The organism is Sphingobium sp. Cam5-1 (assembly GCF_015693305.1).
Lineage (GTDB): Bacteria > Pseudomonadota > Alphaproteobacteria > Sphingomonadales > Sphingomonadaceae > Sphingobium.
This window is the reverse complement of the sequence record NZ_CP065138.1, coordinates 1,196,995-1,216,060: the sequence shown is the minus strand read 5'-3', so window position 1 is coordinate 1,216,060 and position 19,066 is coordinate 1,196,995. Positions and strand designations below refer to the sequence as shown.

Below are 19,066 nucleotides of genomic sequence, written 5' to 3'. Positions count from 1 at the left end.
AGAAGGAGTGGTCACCTTAGCAACGGCTCCACTCCTGTCCAAGGCTTCGTCACGAAAGCTAAAGCTTTCGAACGTTTCGGCGGTCAGCGTTTCGGCAATCGGGCCTTGAGCGCGTCGCTAACGGCATCAATTTTGCCGGTGACAAGCGAAACAAGATCGTCGGCCATGCGCGAGGCGGTTCCCGTGATATCGGCGGACGCAGCCGCATCGCGAGCGGAAGCGGCGGTCTTGGCGGCGCTATCTTGAGCATTGTGGAGGGCGTCCGTTGCACCGGTCTTGATATTCTCCGCGCCTTGGGCGGCGGCCGCGCTCGCTGCCATGGCCGCTTCCACGACACGGCTCCCCGCAGTCATGGCAATAGCGGGAAGAGCCTTTATCGCCCTGCGGCTTTTGGGGAACAGCCAAGCCACGACGGCTCCAGCAGCCACTGCGCCAGCGACGGCGGCGACAGGATGTTCCTGAACGATCTCATTGGCTCTAGCCGCAACCCGCTGAGTGCGATCGCGCACATCGCTATACGCGCCACCGGCGCGTTCGCGGCCAGTCTGGATCAGCTCAGCGGCATTTTCCCGAGCCTTCTCTGTAGAATCCCGGAATTTGCCTGTGGCAGTTCCGGCAATGTCGTTCGCTGCGTCGCGCACGCGAGTGATCTGGGCATGAATATCAGCCATGGTCAGTCTCCGCTCTTTCCGGGTTACGGTTAGTAATCCGAACGTATGTCCGTTTGAAAAGTGCCGAAATCGGGTTGCGGAAAAGATAGATCAGGAGAGCCGCACCCGTCGCGCCAACGGCAATTGGCTGCTCATGAAGCTTGGTCGACACATAGGTGCGACCGTTAGTGATTCCTCTTGCCGCCTTCTCCTTGAGATCCTGCTTCAGCCGTCCCGGCGCTATGCGAGCCTTCGCCGCAGACAGACTGGAGAGAAACCGAGCCTTCCGCTGCTCCGCATCAATCGCGGCTTGCCGATATTTTTCGGTTTCATTCATGCCTTGATGGCCCTCCGCATGCGCGAAATCCTGGCCTTCGCGAGTAACAGCAATATGGCAGCGATGAGCAAAGCCCCGCCGAACACCGCCAGCGCCGACCAGCCTGCTCCCAGATGGGGGCTAAGTGCCATTACGAGCCCCACCAGAAATGCGATCAGGCCCGCAAAGCTAAGCATGAAGCCAACAGTTGCGAAAATCGCAGCATCCCGAACACCAGCACCAGCTATGCCAACGCGCAGCTTCTGCCGCTCGATCTCCGCATCGGCATAGGCCCGACCGTCCGTATATAGCTTGGCGAACGTCGCGCGGACGCCGTCCTCCTGCTCAGGGCCGGCTTCGGCGTGCTCTGCTATCAGACTAGGTTCGTCGGTCAAAAACCCCTCCGCCCCAGCTTCGGGGCTTTTGTGTAATTGATGGTAGTCGGGCTCAAGCCTTGTCGTCTGAACCCTTGGCCAGCCGCATCAGGACGAAGCCGACCACCGCTGCCGCGCCGATTGCCACGGCAGGGCTTTTACGCACGAAATCGCGCGCTTCGGTCATCAATTGATCGACGTCCTTGCTGTCCAACGTGTCGGCGGCTCCAGCTACTGCTTCGGCCGCCTGCCGCGCATAGTCGCCATATTGCGGACCCAGCTTCGCATCGACAGTGCCGGCCGTGTCCGTGATCAGCTTGGCTAGGCTCTGCATAGCGGTGCCGGTTTTGTCCTTGGCGACGACCGCTGCGGACATGGCGGTCTTCGTTGCCTGATCCTTCAACGGATCGATATGCGTCTTCCAGTCAACAGTGTTGAACGTGTCAGCTGCCGTCCGGGCGGCTTTTTTCGCCTGCGCCTTCAACGGTGCGATCTGTGCTGCCCAACCATGCGAAGCGGCGCCGTTACCGGGCTTGGCGGTCGGTGCGGGTCGCGTCGCCGCTGTCTTGACCGGCGCGGGCGCGGCGGGTGTCGCTTCCCGGGTCGCAACGGGCTCTCCCTTGGCGGGCTTCGCCGGTGTAGCCTTCTTGGCGCGCTTGACGGGCGGGGTTTCCGGGGTGTCGGCCATCGTCCTATGTCTCCTCAGATTTTGTGGGGTCGCGATGCGGGCGAATGGATATCCGTCCTCAATGCTCGCGGCGGGCCACAGTTCCGTTGCCGTTACTAATTTGAGCATCGGCATTTTTCGAGTCCATGCAAGCCCTGCATTGCCAAGGCCGGAGGTGGTGGCTAAGCGGAGCGCGATTTCAAGGCGCATTGCAGCATTCAGGGAGCGACCATGACCGCCATTCTCGATATCCACGCTCGTCAGATTCTCGATAGCCGGGGCAATCCTACTGTCGAAGTCGATGTCATGCTGGAAGATGGCAGCTTTGGCCGCGCGGCGGTTCCCTCCGGTGCGTCAACGGGCGCTTATGAGGCGGTCGAAAAGCGTGACGGGGACAAGAGCAAATATCTTGGCAAGGGCGTGCTGGCAGCGGTGGCGGCCGTCAATGATGAGATTGCCGAACAGCTGATCGGCATTGATGCGGAAGACCAGGCAGAGGTCGACGCGGCGATGATCGCGCTCGATGGTACTGAAAATAAAGGTCGCCTGGGCGCGAACGCCATTCTGGGTGTCAGCCTGGCCACGGCGAAGGCGGCTGCTGATGCTCGAGGCCTGCCGCTCTACCGCTATGTTGGCGGCGTTTCGGCTCATGTGCTCCCGGTGCCGATGATGAACATCATCAACGGCGGCGAACACGCCGACAATCCGATCGACTTCCAGGAATTCATGATCATGCCCGTCGGCGCGGAAAGCATCGCCGATGCAGTTCGCATTGGTGCGGAGATATTCCACACGCTCAAAAAGGGGCTTCATGACAAGGGCCTCGCCACTTCGGTAGGTGACGAAGGCGGCTTTGCACCCAACATCGCCTCCACGCGTGACGCGCTCGACTTCATCATGCTTTCTGTTGAAAAGGCAGGGTACAAGCCCGGCGATGACGTGGTGCTGGCGCTGGATTGTGCCGCGACGGAGTTCTTCAAGAACGGCAAATATGAAATCTCTGGCGAAGGCTTGTCGCTGAACCCGGTCGAAATGGCCGATTATCTGGCTGCGCTTTGTGCCGACTATCCGATCAAGTCGATCGAAGACGGCATGAGCGAGGATGATTTCGAAGGTTGGAAGGCGCTGACCGATAAGATCGGCGGCAAGGTGCAGCTGGTTGGGGACGATTTGTTCGTGACCAATCCCAAGCGTCTGGAGATGGGGATCGGCAAGGGGCTTGCCAACTCGCTGCTGGTGAAGGTGAACCAGATCGGTTCGCTCACTGAAACGTTGGCGGCAGTCGATATGGCTCACCGCGCGCGCTACACCGCTGTCATGTCGCACCGCTCCGGCGAAACCGAGGACGCGACTATCGCCGACCTCGCGGTGGCGACTAACTGCGGTCAGATCAAGACAGGATCGCTGGCGCGGTCGGATCGGCTTGCCAAATATAATCAGCTGATCCGCATCGAAGAGGAACTGGGCGACGTCGCAGTCTACGCGGGCCGCTCCATCTTCCGCTAAATTCATTTCAACAACCGGCCGCAAGTTAACCAGTTTTTGCTTGCGGCCGGCTCCGGCCTGTGATTCAACTGTTCCATGGCGCACATCGCGAAGCTCCGCATGTTGTTATTTTCGGCCTTTGGGCCTGCTATTGCGGTTCTGCTGTTGCTGTTCTTTGCCGGATATGTCGTGCTGGGTTCAAACGGCGTTCTTGCGTGGGGGGATTATACTCGCCAGCTACACCGTTCGCAGGCCGAGCTTAAATCGGTTGAGGCGCAACGGAATGAGCTTCGTAATCGCGTTGACCTGCTCAACCCGCGCCGGGTCGATCCAGACCTGAGTGACGAATTGATCCGTCGCCAACTTGGCGTGATCCACCACGACGAAGTAATCGTCCCGCTCAACTAAGCCACAACGTCGCATGGCGTTATTAGGCGGGCTGTGGCGTTGCAATCCGGGCCGGTCTGCCGCTATATCGGGCTTCCTTCCATCCATCACCAGGCAAAAGGATAAAAGCCTTGGCGAAACCAACGACGCCGCGTCCTTCGCGTGCAAAGGCAAAGGCACAAAGCCCTGCCAGCGCGGATCACAACCGGCCTCGCCCCGAAACTCCTTCGGATTACAAGGCCACGAAGGAAGAGTTGCTGGAATTCTATCGGCAGATGGTCCTCATCCGCCGCTTCGAGGAGAAGGCGGGCCAGCTTTACGGCCTCGGCCTGATCGGCGGCTTTTGTCACCTCTATATAGGCCAGGAAGCTGTAGCCGTCGGCATCCAATCCGCGCTCAAGCCTGGCAAAGATAGCGTTATCACCGGCTATCGCGACCATGGCCACATGCTCGCCTATGGCATTGATCCCAATGTCATCATGGCTGAATTGACGGGCCGTGAGGCTGGCATTTCGCGCGGCAAGGGCGGTTCGATGCACATGTTCAGCGTCGAGCATAAATTCTTCGGCGGCCATGGCATCGTCGGCGCTCAGGTGTCGCTGGGTGCGGGCCTCGGATTTGCGCATAAATATAATGGTGATGGCGGCGTCTGCGTTGCCTATTTCGGCGACGGCGCTGCCAACCAGGGGCAGGTGTACGAAAGCTTCAACATGGCCGAGCTGTGGAAGCTGCCGATCATCTTCGTGATCGAGAACAACCAGTACGCCATGGGCACGAGCGTCAATCGCTCCTCGGCGGAAGATCAGCTCTATCGTCGCGGCGAAAGCTTCCGCATTCCCGGTATCCAGGTCAACGGCATGGATGTGCTCGCTGTGCGTGGTGCCACGGAAGAAGCTCTCAAATGGGTGCAGGGGGGCAATGGCCCGATCCTGCTGGAAATGAAGACCTATCGCTATCGCGGCCACTCCATGTCCGACCCCGCCAAGTACCGCTCGCGCGAGGAAGTGCAGGCGATGCGGGACAAGTCGGACCCGATCGAGGGCGTAAAAAAATATCTGACCGACGCCGGTGTGAGTGAAGACGAACTCAAGAAGATCGATCAGGACATTCGCAAGGTCGTGAGCGACGCGGCGGACTTCGCCGAAACGTCGCCCGAACCGGACATGTCCGAACTCTATACCGACGTGCTGGTGGAGCAATATTAATGGGTATCGAAATCAAGATGCCGGCGCTCTCTCCCACGATGGAGGAAGGCACGCTGGCCAAGTGGCTTGTGAAGGAAGGCGACGAAGTCCGTTCTGGCGACATTCTTGCTGAAATCGAAACGGACAAGGCGACCATGGAATTTGAAGCGGTCGATGAAGGAAAAATCGGCGCGATCGTCATTCCTGAAGGCACCGAAGGCGTGAAGGTGGGCACTGTCATCGCCACGATGGCGGGCGAGGGCGGTGAAGTTACTGCTCCCAAGGCTGAAGCGAGCACGCCCCCGGGAAAGGCTGAAGCTGCTCCCGAAGCGCCGAAAAAGGCGGAGAGCGGGACAGCCAAACTTGCTTCGGAAGCGAAGGCCAGTGTTGCCGACCCGGATCTTCCGGAAGGCACCGAATATGTGAAGACCACCGTCCGCGAAGCGCTGCGCGACGCCATGGCGGAGGAAATGCGCCGCGATGAGCGCGTTTTCGTGATGGGCGAAGAAGTTGCCGAATATCAGGGCGCCTACAAGGTCACGCAGGGCCTGCTCGACGAATTTGGCGACCGACGGGTTATCGATACCCCGATCACCGAATATGGCTTTGCGGGCATTGGCGCTGGCGCAGCGATGGGCGGCCTGCGCCCCGTGGTCGAGTTCATGACGTTCAACTTCGCCATGCAGGCGATCGACCACATCATCAACTCGGCGGCCAAGACCAATTACATGTCCGGCGGCCAGATGCGCTGTCCGATCGTGTTCCGCGGCCCTAATGGTGCCGCGAGCCGTGTGGGTGCCCAGCATAGCCAGAATTATGGCCCCTGGTATGCGGCCGTCCCTGGCCTCATCGTCATCGCTCCCTATGACGCTGCCGACGCCAAGGGCTTGTTGAAGGCAGCGATCCGGTCAGAAGATCCGGTGGTCTTCCTTGAAAATGAGCTTGTCTACGGCCGCAGCTTCGATGTGCCCAAGGTTGACGATTATGTTCTACCGATCGGCAAGGCTCGCATCATGCGCGCTGGCAAGGACGTGACGTTGGTCAGCTACTCGATCGGCGTGGGCATCGCGCTGGAAGCTGCCGAACAACTCGCGGCAGAGGGTGTCGATGCCGAAGTCATCGACCTGCGTACCCTGCGCCCGCTCGATACGGCAACGGTTCTGAAAAGCCTGAAAAAGACCAACCGCATCGTGGTGGTCGAGGAAGGCTGGCCCGTCTGCTCCATCGCCTCCGAAATCGCAGCGGTCGTAATGGAACAGGGCTTCGACGACCTCGACGCTCCGGTGCTACGCGTGACCAACGAAGACGTGCCGCTGCCCTACGCCGCAAACCTCGAAAAGGCCGCGCTAATCGACGCGGCTCGGGTGGTCGCTGCTGTTAAGAAAGTATGTTATCGATGAAGGGCGAGAGGAGCGGCATCGTGTCGCTCCTCTTCCTTCTCCAGAAAATCGATACCTTACGAATATTGATTAGGCGGATAGTCAGTCGCACATGATTGCCTAGATACCCACGGTTGAGATCAACAGCATGCCGGTGATCGCCACAAACGGTATCGTTGCAGCAGCCGCAATCGGCAGCGCGTTACCTGCCTGATTGTGATAGAGCCGCATTAAAATAAACAGCGTGCGCTTGATCCGGTCTCTCATGTTAGCTCTCACCCGTGCTCATAGCCCCACCCCACGGGGTGAGGTGCGGCTTGAAACGATGAAGTGTCGATATCCGAGAACTGATTAAAATGCCGATAAACTTTAGCGGCCGGTATATGCTTCATGAATGACCAGGCAGAAGATCGGCCCTCGATATTAGCTACGTTACTTAGCTCCTATGCGGGACCCGACATTTCGCGCCACCGCTTACTATGGACGTTGGACGCGCGTCTCGGTCGTGTCGTGGCCACTACTACAGAACCGATGATCGGTCAGTTGCGGCTCGCATGGTGGCAGGAAGCTTTGACCGATGCAGTGGGCGTGAAGGGCAGGGGTGATCCGCTGGTTGATGCCTTACGCACGGCTGGGGAAGCTCCACCGGCGGGCCTGACGGCATGGCTTGATGGCTGGGAAGCGCTCATCGCCGACGATGATCTGGATGCTTATGCGATCGGAAGAGGTGGAGGGCTGTTCCAATCGCTTACGGGTGAAGCAGAGGTCCCGGATTGGTTGATCCAGGCAGGGGCCGCATGGGCGCTTTGGGATTTTTCAGGTCATGTCAGCAGCCCTGATCTCGCCGCCAAGGCGATCGATCTTGCCCGGCACAAGCTTTTTTCATGCGATCCAGTCTGGCCTGCATCATGGCGACCAATGCGGATTGCCTATGGCTTGGCGCAAGGGGACGTCACGCGTGGGAAGGCCGCTCCTAACCGGTTGACTCCCGGCCTATATCTTCGGCTATTGCGTGTCGCGTTCAGTGCGCGTTGAGGGGAAATTTCTTGGGACGTATCATGGCTGGCGCCGGGGCCGCGCTGCTTCTTGTGGCGGCGGGGCTTTTCTGGTGGCAAGGACGCGCGGCCAGTAGCGCGGTGCCTGAGGCCATAGTTGGTCCACCGCCGCCGCCTGCAATAAAAGCATTGCCAGAGGGGAATCCCGACGCCGTTGGCAAAGCACCTCCCACGCCCGGAGAAGCCAGTCCGCAAAGCCGCGAGCAAAAGCGCTTCGGCCGTTATGACCGGAACCGTGACGGCTTTATCACCCGGGTCGAGATGCTGGGCAGCCGGGTCAAGGCGTTCAAAGCGCTCGACAAGGATAAGGACAATCTTCTTTCCTTCGAGGAATGGGCCGTCGCCACATCGGATCGATTTGCCGGCGCGGATACGAATGCGGACGGAAAGCTGACCCCGGCGGAATTTGCAACGACCGCGCCCAAGCGAACGGCGAAACCGAAATGCCGTTGCTGAGCAGCAGGGCGCTCAGCTCATTTCAAACTGACTGAACCATTGCGCCAAGGAAGCGCGGGCGCGAGCAGTATAAGCCTCCTTGCGCTGTTTCTTCTTCACATCTTCCAGGGTCGGGAAAAGCCCGAAATTCACGTTCATCGGCTGATAGTCCGCCGTCGCGATATTGCCCGTGACGTGACCCAGCAATGCGCCAAGGGCCGTATCGCCCGGCGGCGGGGGTATATGCAGACCAAGCAGTTCGGCGGCGGCAAAACGCCCGGCCAGCAGGCCAATGGCCGCACTTTCGACATATCCTTCGCACCCAGTCATCTGACCAGCGAAGCGGATGTGCGGTGCGCTCTTCAGGCGCAGGGTCGCGTCCAGAAGTTTGGGGCTCTGGATGAAGGTGTTGCGATGCAGCCCGCCCAGCCGCGCAAACTCTGCCTTCTCCAGTCCGGGAATGGTACGGAAGAGGTCAACCTGCGCACCATGCTTGAGCTTTGTCTGGAACCCAACCATGTTCCACAGCGTGCCCGACGCATTGTCCTGCCTCAGCTGGACGACGGCATAGGGCCAGCGGCCGGTGCGTGGATCGTCGAGCCCCATCGGCTTCATCGGGCCGTGCCGCAACGTTTCGGGGCCTCGGGAGGCCATCACCTCGATCGGCATGCAGCCTTCGAAATAAGGCGTGTTCGTTTCCCACTCCTTGAACTCAGTTTTTTCGCCGTCGAGCAGCCCCTGCACAAATGCCTGATATTGGTCCTTCGTCATCGGGCAGTTGATATAATCCTTGCCCTCGCCACCGCCGGGGCCGATCTTGTCCCAGCGGTTGGCCATCCAGCATTTGTCCATGTCGATGCTGTCGAAGTGCACGACGGGCGCGATCGCGTCGAAGAATGCGAGATGATCCATGCCCGCAGCGGAGCCTATACTCTCCGCGAGCGCTGGTGCGGTCAGCGGCCCAGTGGCGACGATGGTCATCCCTTCGCGCGGCAACTGATCGATGCGCTCCCGCACTATCTCGACATTGGGATGATCGGACAGGGCGCGGGTAACGCCATCGGAAAACACATTCCGGTCTACGGCCAGGGCCGATCCGGCGGGGACCTTAGCGGGTTCAGCCTGTGCCATGATGAGCGAATCCAGCCGCCGCATTTCCTGATGCAGCAGGCCAACGGCATTTTTGTCCGCATCGTCCGACCGGAAACTATTGGAGCAGACGAGTTCGGCAAGGCCGTCAGTCTGGTGCGCCGGGGTCATGTCGCCACCACCCCGCATTTCCGACAGGCGCACCTTCACACCAGCCTGCGCCAATTGCCAGGCGGCTTCCGACCCAGCCAGCCCGCCACCGATAATATGCACCTGATGATCTGTCGTTTCGCCCATTTGTCCGTCCATGCGTTGGTGGCTGGCGTTTAGGTCAATTGGCGGCAAAAGGAGAGCGCAAAATGATCGACCATATCGGCATCGCCGTGAGTGACGCGGGACGGTCGCGCGACTTTTACGACGAACTGCTGGGCGCGATTGGGCTGCGGCGTTTGGTGACCATCCCGGCGGCGGATAATGAGAGCGGCGGTGAGACGCACGGCTATGGCCGGGACGACGACGCCTTCTTCTGGATCGGCGACAATGAAAGGGTGGGCGAGGGCACTCACGTCGCCTTTCGCGTCGAAAACCGTGCGCAGGTTCATGCCCTTTCATGCAGCGGGCCTGCGTGCCGGTGGGCGGGACCATGGCGCGCCGGGCCTCAGGCCGCATTACGGGTCAAACTATTACGCTGCCTTCATCCTGAACCCTGACGGCATCAACGTGGAAGCCGTTTGTCACGCGGAGGTCGATTTGAACGCGGCAGAGAATATCTCTTAAACCTGTTGCAGGCAGCGTTCGCGGCGGCGAGCCGCTGCCTGCATCCTATCGATCAGCCCGCTGCAACACTGTTCGCGGCGGACAACACGGCCTGCACTGAGGCGGTCGCGATGTCCGTATCGGTGCCGATACCGAAGACCGTGCGGCCATCGGGCGTGCGGCATTCGACATAAGCGGCAGCGGCGACGTCGGTCCCAGCCCCGATCGCATGTTCGCTATAGTCCGCGACCTCCAGATCGACGCCCAGATCGTCGCGCAGCGCGGCCAGCACGGAGGAGATGAGACCGTTGCCGCGCCCGGAGATAGACCGTTCGCCGCCCTTATGCGCGATCTTGCCGGTGAAGATGCGGTCGCCCGCATGGCCGGTCTCATTATAATCGATCAGCTTGTAGGGCTGGTCGCCGGAGAGGCGGTAATGATCCTCGAACGCGGTCCAGATATCGGCGGCGTTCAGCTCGCGGCTGGTCTGATCGGCCAGCGCCTGAACGACGCGGGAGAAGTCGGCCTGCATGCGCTTGGGCAGCTTCAGCCCCTTATCCTGCTGCAACACCCAGGCGACGCCGCCCTTGCCGGATTGCGAATTTACGCGGATCACGGCTTCATAGTCGCGGCCCAAATCCTTGGGATCGATCGGCAGGTAGGGGACGTCCCAAATCTGGTCGTTGCGGGTTTCCTGAACGGCGAAACCCTTCTTGATTGCGTCCTGATGCGAGCCGGAAAACGCGGTGAACACCAGCTCGCCCGCATAGGGGTGACGCGGGTGGACCGGCAGTTGGTTGCAATATTCGACGGTTTGGATGACCTCGTCGATGTCGGAGAAATCCAGCCCCGGTTTGACGCCCTGCGTGTACATGTTGAGCGCGACGGTCACGAGATCGCAGTTGCCGGTACGCTCGCCATTGCCAAACAAGCAGCCTTCAACGCGATCCGCGCCCGCCATCAGGCCCAGCTCGGCCGCGGCGACGCCGGTGCCCCGGTCATTATGGGTGTGCAGCGAGATGACGACGCTGTCGCGCTTCGAAATGTTGCGGCACATCCATTCGATCTGGTCGGCATAGATGTTGGGCGTAGCCGCCTCAACCGTGGCGGGCAGGTTCAGGATCAGCGGGCGTTCCGCCGTGGGCTGGAGAATTTCCATCACCGCTTCACAGCATTCCAAGCTGAAATCCAGCTCGGCGGTGGAGAAGGTTTCCGGCGAATATTCGAAATGCCAGTCGGTATTGGGCTGCTTGGCGGCATTGTCGCGCAGCAGCTTCGCGGCGTTGATCGCGATGTCCTTGATCTGCGGCCGGTCCATCTGGAACACGATGTTGCGCCAGGCGGGCGACACGGCGTTATAGACGTGGACGATCGCCTTCTTCGCACCGCGCAGGGATTCGAAGGTAGTGGCGATCAGGTCTTCGCGCGCCTGGGTCAGCACCTGCGGGAAGACATCGTCGGGGATCGCGCCGTCGCGGACCAGGCCGGAAATGAAGTCGAACTCGGTCGCGCCCGCGCTGGGGAAGCCGACCTCGATCTCCTTGACGCCGACCTTGATCAGCAGGTCGAAGAAGCGGCGCTTCTTTTCCGCGTTCATCGGGTCGATCAGCGACTGGTTGCCGTCGCGCATGTCGGTCGACAGCCAGCGCGGCGGCGAGGTGATGACGGCGCTGGGCCATTGGCGGTTGGGCAGATTCACCTGAGGGAAGGGACGGTATTTCTGCGAAGGGTCGGTCAGCATCATGGGAAGCTACTTCTTTGCAAACGGGCGGCCCCTATTTGAAACAAAGGCGCGGCCTGCCCGGTGGAACGACTATCTGTTTGGATATGCCCTTAGGCGGATTGCTGCGTCATTCAAGCGAAGAGCAGCAGAAATGCCACGCCTAAGGGCGTGTAAGTCGTAGCAGGGGAAGAAGCGCGCGCTGCATGATGCACCTGCCTTAACCGCTTTCGTGGCTCCGCGTCCAGCTTTTGTTGTGGAAGGCGTTTGGCAGAAGGTTCATTTACCTCGTCACCACAATGATCCATCCCATCGCGAGGCCCCCATGTCCCTGACCAACCTCCTTATACCGACCTATAGCCAGATGCTGAAAACCCTCTCTGGCTGGCTCGACAAAGCTGAGGCGCAAATGGGTGGCGATGCGGCCAACGCGCTTCTGTCCGCGCGGCTTGCTCCCGACATGTTTCCGCTGTCCACCCAGATCCGGTTCGCTTGTGTGCAGGCTTGGGAAGGCGTGTTTCGGCTAAAGGGAGAGGAGTTTCCCATGTCGATCCAGGCTCTTCTGGATGAGGGCCGGAACGCGGAGGAAAATCCCGGCTCGATCGCCAGCGCAAAGGCCAGAATTGATGAGACGCTCGCCCTGCTGGATGATCTTGCTCCGGACGCGCTTAGTACCGACCCGCAAAGCCCGATCGAGCATGCATTGCCGATGGGCATCATTTTCGACCTCACGGCCGAGCAATATGCTCGCGACTGGACGTTGCCCCAATTCTACTTCCACGTCATGACCTCCTACGCAATCTTGCGCAACCAGGGGGTGGAGTTGGGCAAGGCGGATTACATCGCGCACATGTTCCCATATATACGGCCGGGCACAATGCCGACTAGCTAAGGCCCATAGCCACGCCGGTCCCAAGTCGGATAGGATTTATTCCGGGAACAGCCCGGGTGACGACGGCTCATCACCCGGGCTTGACGGCTTACTTCTGAAAGGCAGCGACGATCTTCAGTTCCACATTATCGCCGACCATCGGGACGCCGTAACCCATATTGAAATCGCTCCGCTTGACCGTTGTTGTCGCGACGAACCCGACATTTTCCTTGCCGCCCGCCATGGGCGGAGCCTTGCCCGCGCCGTAGAAATCCGCATCGAGCGTCACCGGCTTGGTAACACCCTTGATCGTGAGGTTTCCGGTGATCTCTGCGCTGGTCGCGCCATCGGGCTTCACGCTCGTGGAGACGAAGGTCGCTTTTGGAAATTTGGTGCTATCGAAAAAGTCCGACTTCATCAGATGCTCGTCCAGCGCGGTGATGCCGGTGCGGACATTGGCGATGGGGACTTCGATCGAGACCTTTGCAGCGGCCACATTTTTGGGGTCCAGCGTCAAGGTGCCGACCGGGCCGGAAATGATGCCGAAATTGTTGGAGAAGCCCATATGGTCATAGGCGAAGGCGACCTGGGTGTGACCCGGATCAACCTGATAGGTGCCGCCGGTCACGCGGGCCGGGTCCTTTGCGCCGGGCGCAGCAGGCATCTGTTGAGCGATGACGGCGCCGCCGGTCAGGGCGGCGAGGGCAGCGACGGAAATCAGGAATTTTCGCATGGATAGGTTCTCCAGAAGCGGTCAAGGGACGCGCTACCATAGCGGCGTCCCTTGATTGTTCCAGAGGCGTAACCGGAAACGCAGAGTTACCGGATTGAAATTCTGGGGTGACGGGAACGGGCGGAAATGGGAAGCGATTGCTCATCACAATCGCACCCACCCCAACCCCTCCCTTAAAAGGGAGGGGCTAATTTTGGCTTAGTTCTTTTCCTGATCCACCAGCTTGTTGGCGGCGATCCAGGGCATCATGGCGCGCAGCTTCGCGCCGGTTTCCTCGATCGGGTGACGCTGGGCGGCGAGGCGGCTGGCCTTCAATTCGGGCTGTCCGGCACGGTTGTCGAGCACGAAGTCCTTGACGAAGCGGCCCGACTGGATGTCGGCAAGGACGCGCTTCATTTCCTTCTTCGTTTCTTCGGTAATGATGCGCGGGCCCGTCTTGATATCACCATATTCGGCGGTGTTCGAGATCGAGTAGCGCATGTTGGCGATGCCGCCTTCATACATCAGGTCGACGATCAGCTTCAGTTCGTGGAGGCACTCGAAATAGGCCATTTCGGGAGCGTAACCAGCTTCCACCAGCGTTTCGAAACCGGCCTGGACCAGCGCGGTTGCGCCGCCGCACAGCACGGCCTGCTCACCGAACAGGTCGGTTTCACATTCCTCCCGGAAGTTGGTTTCGATGATGCCGCTGCGGCCGCCGCCGACGCCCGAAGCGTAGGAGAGGGCGATGTCATGTGCGTTGCCGGTCGCGTCCTGCGCGATGGCGATCAGGCAGGGGACGCCGCCGCCGCGCTGATATTCGCTGCGGACAGTGTGGCCGGGACCCTTTGGCGCGATCATGATCACGTCCACATCCTTGCGCGGTTCGATCAGGCCGAAATGGACGTTGAGACCATGGGCGAAGGCGAGCGCCGCGCCGGGCTTCAGGTTGGCGTGGATGTCGTCGGCGTAGATCGCAGCCTGATGCTCGTCGGGCGCGAGGATCATGAGGACGTCGGCCCATGCGGCGGCTTCGGCGTTCGGCAGGACCTTGAAGCCTGCGCCTTCCGCCTTCTTGGCGCTGGCCGAACCGGGGCGAAGCGCGATGGCGACTTCGGCGACGCCGCTGTCGCGCAGGTTCTGGGCGTGGGCGTGACCTTGCGAACCGTAGCCGAGGATGGCGACCTTCTTGCCCTTGATGAGGCCGATGTCGGCATCGCGATCGTAATAAACCTTCATGTCCGTTCTTCCTTCAGACCGTGCCTTTTCCTCGCCCGGCAGGGAGAGGATACGAAATCTTGGCTCGGTCAAGCCGGGCCTCGATGGAGGTGGAGAGGGCTGGCCCCTCTCCCGCTGCGACTAGGCAGCCAAGCTGCCAAGTCTCGCTGCCCTCTCCCCTTAAGGGGAGAGGGGATTCTTTTAGTTCGGCTCCTTGCCGCGGATCAGGCCGACTACGCCGGTGCGGCCGACTTCGACCAGGCCGATCTGGCGCATGAGGCCGACGAAATTGTCGATCTTGTCGGTCGTGCCGGTGATCTCGAAGATGAAGCTTTCGATCGTCGTGTCCACCACCTTGGCGCGGAAGACGTCGGCTAGGCGCAGCGCCTCGATCCGGTCCTCGCCCGTGCCCGTGACCTTGACCAGCGCCAGTTCGCGCTCGACGAAGGGGCCGTTGGCGGTGAGGTCCGTTACCTTGTGCACCGGCACCAGTCGGTCCAGCTGGGCGATGATCTGGTCGATCACCTTGGGCGGGCCGTTGGTGACGATGGTGATGCGGCTGATCGCATGGTCGGGCGTGATGTCCGCCACGGTCAGGCTGTCGATATTATATCCGCGCGCGGTGAAAAGCCCCGCAATGCGAGCAAGGATACCCGCCTCGTTGGTGACCGTCAGCGACAGGACGTGCCGCTCGCTATATTCTTCCTGAATGTGCATCAGATGCTCGTTCCGTTGTCCGGTTCTTTTTCGCGCTCATGGCGCTCGGAAATCATGCCCGTAAAGGCGTAGTGCCAGCTGCCATCGTCGCGATGAGCGATGCGAACGGGAAACCCCGCGATCGCATCGAACATGCGGCTCAGATGTTCGCCCACATAGCGCGGGCTGATCAACAGGCGGCCTATCCGGCGTTCGTGAAAATCGAAGCCCTCATCCAGGTGAACTTCCCAATCTTCATTCTCCGGATCGCTATGGTCCACGGTCCAGCCTTTCAGCTCGGCCGTGCCGCTCATCCGTTCAAAGTCAAAGGGTTCGCTCACATGGATGCGGAGCTTCAGATGCCCAGTCACGCCATAACCCTCACACCAAAGCCTTTGCCTCGTCCGACATGATGCCAGCGACCTGGCTGGGGTCGAGCAGCATGTCGGTATGCGCCGCGCCCGACGGGATCATCGGGAAGCAGTTGGAAAGCTTCGCCACGCGGCAGTCCACGATGACAGGGCCGGGCGTATCGATCATCTGACGAATGCCCGCCGCCAGTTCCTGCGGCCCTTCGATGCGGATGCCGGTCCAGCCATAAGCCTCCGCCAGCTTCACGAAGTCCGGCAGGCTGTCGGAATAGCTGTTGGAATAACGGCTTTCATAGGTCAATTCCTGCCACTGGCGGACCATGCCCATATATTCGTTATTCAGGATCAGCACCTTGACGGGCAGCCGGTATTGGCTCGCGGTTCCCATCTCCTGAATGTTCATCTGGATAGATGCGTCACCCGCGACACAGACGACCAGGCTGTCGGGATTGCCGACCTGAGCGCCGATCGCGGCAGGGAAGCCATAGCCCATGGTGCCGAGACCGCCTGAAGTCAGCCACTTGTTCGGCTCTTCAAAACCGAAATGCTGCGCAGCCCACATCTGGTGCTGACCCACTTCGGTCGTGATGATGACGTCATCGGCCGACTTGGAAGCCCGGTAAAGTTCCGCGATCGCCTCTTGCGGCATGATCTCTTCGCGGCTCTCCGGATAGGCCAGGCTGTTGCGCGCGCGCCAACCTTCGATTCTGGCCCACCATTCGCTAAGGTCCGCAGCCTTGTGACCCTGCGTCTTCCACGCTGCGATCATGTCGGTCAGTGCGTTGCCGACGTCAGCAATGACGGGAAGGTCAACCTCGACCGTCTTGTTGATCGAGCTGCGGTCGATGTCGATGTGGATTTTTTTGCTGTTCGGCGAAAAGGCATCGAGGCGACCGGTGACGCGATCGTCAAATCGCGCACCGATGCAGACGATCAGGTCCGCCTTGTTCATCGCCCAATTGGCTTCATAAGTGCCATGCATGCCCAGCATGCCCAGCCATTGCGGCGAGGATGCAGGGAATGCGCCCAGACCCATCAAGGTTGAGGTGACAGGTGCACCAGTCAGCTCCGCCAGCTCACGCAGCAAAATCGAAGCCTTGGGACCTGAATTGATGACCCCGCCGCCAGTGTAGAAGACCGGCCGCTCTGCCTTGGCCAGCATTTCGACGGCCTGAGCGATTGCCGACGCATCCGCCTTGGTTTGTGGCTTGTAACTGGCATGCTCAAAGCCAAGCGGACGGGAGTAGGGCGCGGTGGCGACCTGCACGTCCTTGGGAATATCGATGACGACCGGGCCGGGTCGGCCGGTGGTGGCGATATGAAAGGCTTCGTGGATGACGCTCGCCAGCTTGGCGGGCTTTTTCACTAGATAATTATGCTTTGAACAATGGCGCGTGATGCCGACCGTGTCAGCTTCCTGGAAGGCGTCAGTGCCGATCAGTGGCGTGCCGACTTGCCCGGTGATGACGACCATCGGGATGGAATCCATCAGCGCATCGGTGATGCCGGTGACCGCATTGGTCGCGCCGGGGCCGGAGGTGACGAGAACGACGCCGGGCTTACCGGTCGAACGTGCATAGCCTTCCGCCATATGGGTCGCGCCCTGTTCGTGGCGAACGAGGACGTGGCGGATCTTCGGATGATCGAAAAGTGCGTCATAAATGGGCAGCACCGCGCCGCCCGGATAACCGAACACGACCTCGACCCCCAGGTCGATCAGGCACTCAACCAAAATGTCCGCGCCGCTCTTTTCGGCCACGATGAAATCCTTCCACTGGATGCAGGTTGCGCCCTCTGCTCCAGATAAGAAGCGAAGGCAAGGTGGGTGCCTCTATTAGACATAAAATGGCTAGTCAATAGCTATTGGCGTAATTTAATTACCGTTTCAGCGGATAAATTGGCATCAACATGTCGTGTTTCCCTGGGCCAACTGGCCGGGGGCTGGCGCGAAAACCAGGTATATTGGCGTTTGGCATATTGCCGGGTCGCAATCCGGCCGCGCTCCAGCATCATCTCGCGGCCAATATCACCGGCAAGCCAGCTCGCAATTTCGGGTACGCCAATAGCGCGCATGACGGGAAGATCGGGCGAGAGATTGCGCGCGAGCAGGGCCTCTACTTCGGCGACGGCACCACTCTCGACCATCTGTTCGAAGCGTTGGTCGCAACGCGCGATTAACCAGTCGCGTGGGGGCAGCAGGATAAGCGGTGAAAGGCGGATATGTTCGCCGATGCCGCCAACCTTTCGTTGCTGCCAATAGGCGAGCGGCTGGCTTGTCGAACGCACCACTTCCAATGCACGGGCAACCCTTGTGCTATCGGCAGGCGCCAGCCGGGCGGCAGCTGCCGGGTCCTCAATTGACAATGCGGCATGGGCATCCGCGACGGGCATGGCGCGGACGGCGTGACGGATCGCGGGATCGATGTCCGGGACCGGAGCGATACCATCAAGCAGCGTACGCAGGTAAAGCCCTGTGCCGCCGACCAGAATAGGCAGGCGTCCTTCCGCATGCGCCTTGCCGATCTCCTCGCGCGCTTCTGCCGCCCAGCGCGCAGCCGTACAGGCCTCCGCCCCGTCGATATGGCCAAAAAGGCGGTGCGGGATGTCACCCATCTCCTCCCTGTTCGGGCGTGCGGAAAGGATCTGGAGATCGGCATATACCTGGCTGGCGTCGGCATTGATGACGGTGCCGTTGGCCGCTTGAGCCAGCCGGAATGCCAGCGCGCTCTTGCCGCTGGCAGTAGGCCCGGCAATAAGCGCGACGCGGGGGCGGGATTCGCCCATAGATGTTTCAGGAGTGTCCATGTTCGTCGCAACCTTAGTGGCAAGTGCGGCCTTGAGTCAGCGGGATATTGAAGATGCCGTGGCTCGGCTGGCGACGGCTGGCTGCGCGCCGGTGGATAGCAAGTGGCTGGATGAGGGCAAGGCTGCCGATATCTTCTTTGGCGGTGATCCTGTGTTGGCCCGGGCGGCGCTAACCGGGATCGGCGACAGGATCGATGTCATCGTTCAGCGTGCCGAGGGTCGCGAGAAGAAGCTGCTGATCGCGGACATGGACTCCACGATGATCACGGTCGAGTGCATCGACGAACTCGCCGATTATGCGGGGATCAAGCCGCAGATCGCCGACATCACGGAGCGAGCGATGCGTGGTGAGCTCGACTTTGCAGGCGCGCTGCATGAGCGCGTCGCCTTGCTCAAGGGCCTCGCCGATGAAGCAATCGATCGGTGCCGGGTAGAACGTGTAAGGATCATGCCAGGCGCGGGGGCGCTTGTCCGTACAATGAAGGCGAGAGGGGCTGAAACCCTGCTCGTGTCCGGCGGCTTCACCCGCTTCACCGGACCCGTGGCCGAGGAAATCGGATTTGATCGTGCGGTGGCGAATGTTCTGGAGATTGCGGATGGGGCGCTGGTGGGCACGGTAACGCTGCCGATCGTCGATGCATCCCGCAAGCGTGCCGAACTGGAAGCCGCGATCGAAGCAGGCATTGATCGGGCATTGACGCTCGCGGTGGGTGACGGCGCCAACGACATACCTATGATTCAGGGCGCGGGGCTTGGCGTTGCCTATCATGCCAAGCCCAAAACGCGGGAAGCAGCCGCTGCGGAGATCGTCCATGGCGACCTCTCGGTACTTCTATATGCGCAGGGCATCTCTTCGGCAGAATGGGTCCAGGCGTAGTTGCTCTCCGACAGCAATC

General features: G+C 60.5%; 22 protein-coding genes. 9 read left to right on the top strand and 13 right to left on the bottom strand.

The annotated features are described in order from the left end of the window. Nucleotides 1-83: 83 nt before the first annotated feature. From IZV00_RS06175 to IZV00_RS06160, 4 genes are read right to left on the bottom strand one after another with little or no spacing between them, the layout of a single operon-like run. Nucleotides 84-671 (bottom strand): DUF883 family protein, encoded by a 588-nt coding sequence (locus tag IZV00_RS06175; RefSeq protein ID WP_196226254.1) that lies wholly within the window; start codon nucleotides 669-671, stop codon nucleotides 84-86. Continuing rightward, complete coding sequence (locus IZV00_RS06170) at nucleotides 664-987, bottom strand: hypothetical protein (protein ID WP_196226253.1); 324 nt, start codon at nucleotides 985-987, stop codon at nucleotides 664-666. Before IZV00_RS06170 ends, IZV00_RS06175 begins: the two co-directional genes overlap by 8 nt. Next, entirely contained in the window at nucleotides 984-1,361 is a 378-nt protein-coding gene (locus IZV00_RS06165) for a phage holin family protein (RefSeq protein WP_196226252.1), read from the bottom strand. Before IZV00_RS06165 ends, IZV00_RS06170 begins: the two co-directional genes overlap by 4 nt. A 52-nt stretch (nucleotides 1,362-1,413) precedes the next feature. Then, nucleotides 1,414-2,028 (bottom strand): hypothetical protein, encoded by a 615-nt coding sequence (locus IZV00_RS06160; protein ID WP_196226251.1) that lies wholly within the window; start codon nucleotides 2,026-2,028, stop codon nucleotides 1,414-1,416. A gap of 210 nt (nucleotides 2,029-2,238) precedes the next feature. Between IZV00_RS06160 and eno the strand changes: the two genes are divergently transcribed. From eno to IZV00_RS06140, 4 genes are all read left to right on the top strand, one after another. Beyond that, nucleotides 2,239-3,513 (top strand): phosphopyruvate hydratase, encoded by a 1,275-nt coding sequence (gene eno / locus IZV00_RS06155; RefSeq protein WP_196226250.1) that lies wholly within the window; start codon nucleotides 2,239-2,241, stop codon nucleotides 3,511-3,513. 75 nt (nucleotides 3,514-3,588) lie between these two features. Continuing rightward, the gene (locus IZV00_RS06150; RefSeq protein WP_196226249.1) at nucleotides 3,589-3,900 is read left to right on the top strand and encodes an FtsB family cell division protein; all 312 of its coding nucleotides are present in this window, start codon (nucleotides 3,589-3,591) and stop codon (nucleotides 3,898-3,900) included. 110 nt (nucleotides 3,901-4,010) lie between these two features. Further along, nucleotides 4,011-5,084 carry a pyruvate dehydrogenase (acetyl-transferring) E1 component subunit alpha gene (gene pdhA / locus IZV00_RS06145; protein ID WP_196226248.1) on the top strand — a complete coding sequence of 358 codons (1,074 nt, stop codon included), beginning with the start codon at nucleotides 4,011-4,013 and terminating at the stop codon, nucleotides 5,082-5,084. Further along, complete coding sequence (locus IZV00_RS06140; RefSeq protein WP_196226247.1) at nucleotides 5,084-6,463, top strand: pyruvate dehydrogenase complex E1 component subunit beta; 1,380 nt, start codon at nucleotides 5,084-5,086, stop codon at nucleotides 6,461-6,463. Before pdhA ends, IZV00_RS06140 begins: the two co-directional genes overlap by 1 nt. 99 nt (nucleotides 6,464-6,562) lie before the next feature. Here the strand turns inward: IZV00_RS06140 and IZV00_RS06135 are convergent, their stop codons facing one another. Then, the gene (locus IZV00_RS06135) at nucleotides 6,563-6,709 is read right to left on the bottom strand and encodes a hypothetical protein (RefSeq protein WP_196226246.1); all 147 of its coding nucleotides are present in this window, start codon (nucleotides 6,707-6,709) and stop codon (nucleotides 6,563-6,565) included. A gap of 243 nt (nucleotides 6,710-6,952) precedes the next feature. Between IZV00_RS06135 and IZV00_RS06130 the strand changes: the two genes are divergently transcribed. Next, nucleotides 6,953-7,477, top strand: coding sequence for a hypothetical protein (locus IZV00_RS06130; protein WP_329604490.1), 525 nt, complete (start codon nucleotides 6,953-6,955; stop codon nucleotides 7,475-7,477). A gap of 11 nt (nucleotides 7,478-7,488) precedes the next feature. Further along, the gene (locus IZV00_RS06125; protein WP_196226244.1) at nucleotides 7,489-7,953 is read left to right on the top strand and encodes an EF-hand domain-containing protein; all 465 of its coding nucleotides are present in this window, start codon (nucleotides 7,489-7,491) and stop codon (nucleotides 7,951-7,953) included. A 12-nt stretch (nucleotides 7,954-7,965) separates the two neighbouring features. Here the strand turns inward: IZV00_RS06125 and trmFO are convergent, their stop codons facing one another. Beyond that, nucleotides 7,966-9,318 carry a methylenetetrahydrofolate--tRNA-(uracil(54)-C(5))-methyltransferase (FADH(2)-oxidizing) TrmFO gene (gene trmFO / locus IZV00_RS06120; RefSeq protein ID WP_196226531.1) on the bottom strand — a complete coding sequence of 451 codons (1,353 nt, stop codon included), beginning with the start codon at nucleotides 9,316-9,318 and terminating at the stop codon, nucleotides 7,966-7,968. Nucleotides 9,319-9,380: 62 nt separating this feature from the next. Between trmFO and IZV00_RS06115 the strand changes: the two genes are divergently transcribed. Further along, nucleotides 9,381-9,731 carry a VOC family protein gene (locus IZV00_RS06115; protein WP_230463318.1) on the top strand — a complete coding sequence of 117 codons (351 nt, stop codon included), beginning with the start codon at nucleotides 9,381-9,383 and terminating at the stop codon, nucleotides 9,729-9,731. Between the two features lie 119 nt (nucleotides 9,732-9,850). On the opposite strand, the gene leuA is transcribed toward IZV00_RS06115, so the two are convergent. Next, nucleotides 9,851-11,521, bottom strand: coding sequence for a 2-isopropylmalate synthase (leuA, locus tag IZV00_RS06110; RefSeq protein ID WP_196226243.1), 1,671 nt, complete (start codon nucleotides 11,519-11,521; stop codon nucleotides 9,851-9,853). A gap of 301 nt (nucleotides 11,522-11,822) precedes the next feature. Between leuA and IZV00_RS06105 the strand changes: the two genes are divergently transcribed. Further along, on the top strand, nucleotides 11,823-12,389 hold the full coding sequence (locus IZV00_RS06105) for a DUF1993 domain-containing protein (RefSeq protein ID WP_196226242.1): 567 nt from the start codon (nucleotides 11,823-11,825) through the stop codon (nucleotides 12,387-12,389). 88 nt (nucleotides 12,390-12,477) lie between these two features. On the opposite strand, the gene IZV00_RS06100 is transcribed toward IZV00_RS06105, so the two are convergent. From IZV00_RS06100 to miaA, 6 genes are all read right to left on the bottom strand, one after another. Further along, nucleotides 12,478-13,101 (bottom strand): YceI family protein, encoded by a 624-nt coding sequence (locus IZV00_RS06100; RefSeq protein ID WP_196226241.1) that lies wholly within the window; start codon nucleotides 13,099-13,101, stop codon nucleotides 12,478-12,480. Between the two features lie 198 nt (nucleotides 13,102-13,299). Next, nucleotides 13,300-14,319 (bottom strand): ketol-acid reductoisomerase, encoded by a 1,020-nt coding sequence (gene ilvC, locus IZV00_RS06095; protein WP_196226240.1) that lies wholly within the window; start codon nucleotides 14,317-14,319, stop codon nucleotides 13,300-13,302. 180 nt (nucleotides 14,320-14,499) lie between these two features. Then, nucleotides 14,500-15,015, bottom strand: a complete 516-nt coding sequence (gene ilvN / locus IZV00_RS06090) for an acetolactate synthase small subunit (protein ID WP_196226239.1) — start codon at nucleotides 15,013-15,015, stop codon at nucleotides 14,500-14,502. Continuing rightward, on the bottom strand, nucleotides 15,015-15,365 hold the full coding sequence (locus IZV00_RS06085; protein WP_196226238.1) for a hypothetical protein: 351 nt from the start codon (nucleotides 15,363-15,365) through the stop codon (nucleotides 15,015-15,017). Before IZV00_RS06085 ends, ilvN begins: the two co-directional genes overlap by 1 nt. 10 nt (nucleotides 15,366-15,375) lie before the next feature. Next, a complete protein-coding gene (locus IZV00_RS06080; protein WP_196226237.1) occupies nucleotides 15,376-17,124 on the bottom strand; it encodes an acetolactate synthase 3 large subunit in 1,749 nt (582 codons plus the stop codon). A gap of 101 nt (nucleotides 17,125-17,225) precedes the next feature. Continuing rightward, nucleotides 17,226-18,170 (bottom strand): tRNA (adenosine(37)-N6)-dimethylallyltransferase MiaA, encoded by a 945-nt coding sequence (gene miaA / locus IZV00_RS06075; protein WP_196226236.1) that lies wholly within the window; start codon nucleotides 18,168-18,170, stop codon nucleotides 17,226-17,228. Here miaA and serB point away from each other — a divergent pair. Further along, the gene (gene serB, locus IZV00_RS06070; protein ID WP_196226235.1) at nucleotides 18,169-19,047 is read left to right on the top strand and encodes a phosphoserine phosphatase SerB; all 879 of its coding nucleotides are present in this window, start codon (nucleotides 18,169-18,171) and stop codon (nucleotides 19,045-19,047) included. The genes miaA and serB overlap by 2 nt on opposite strands. Nucleotides 19,048-19,066: the final 19 nt, after the last annotated feature.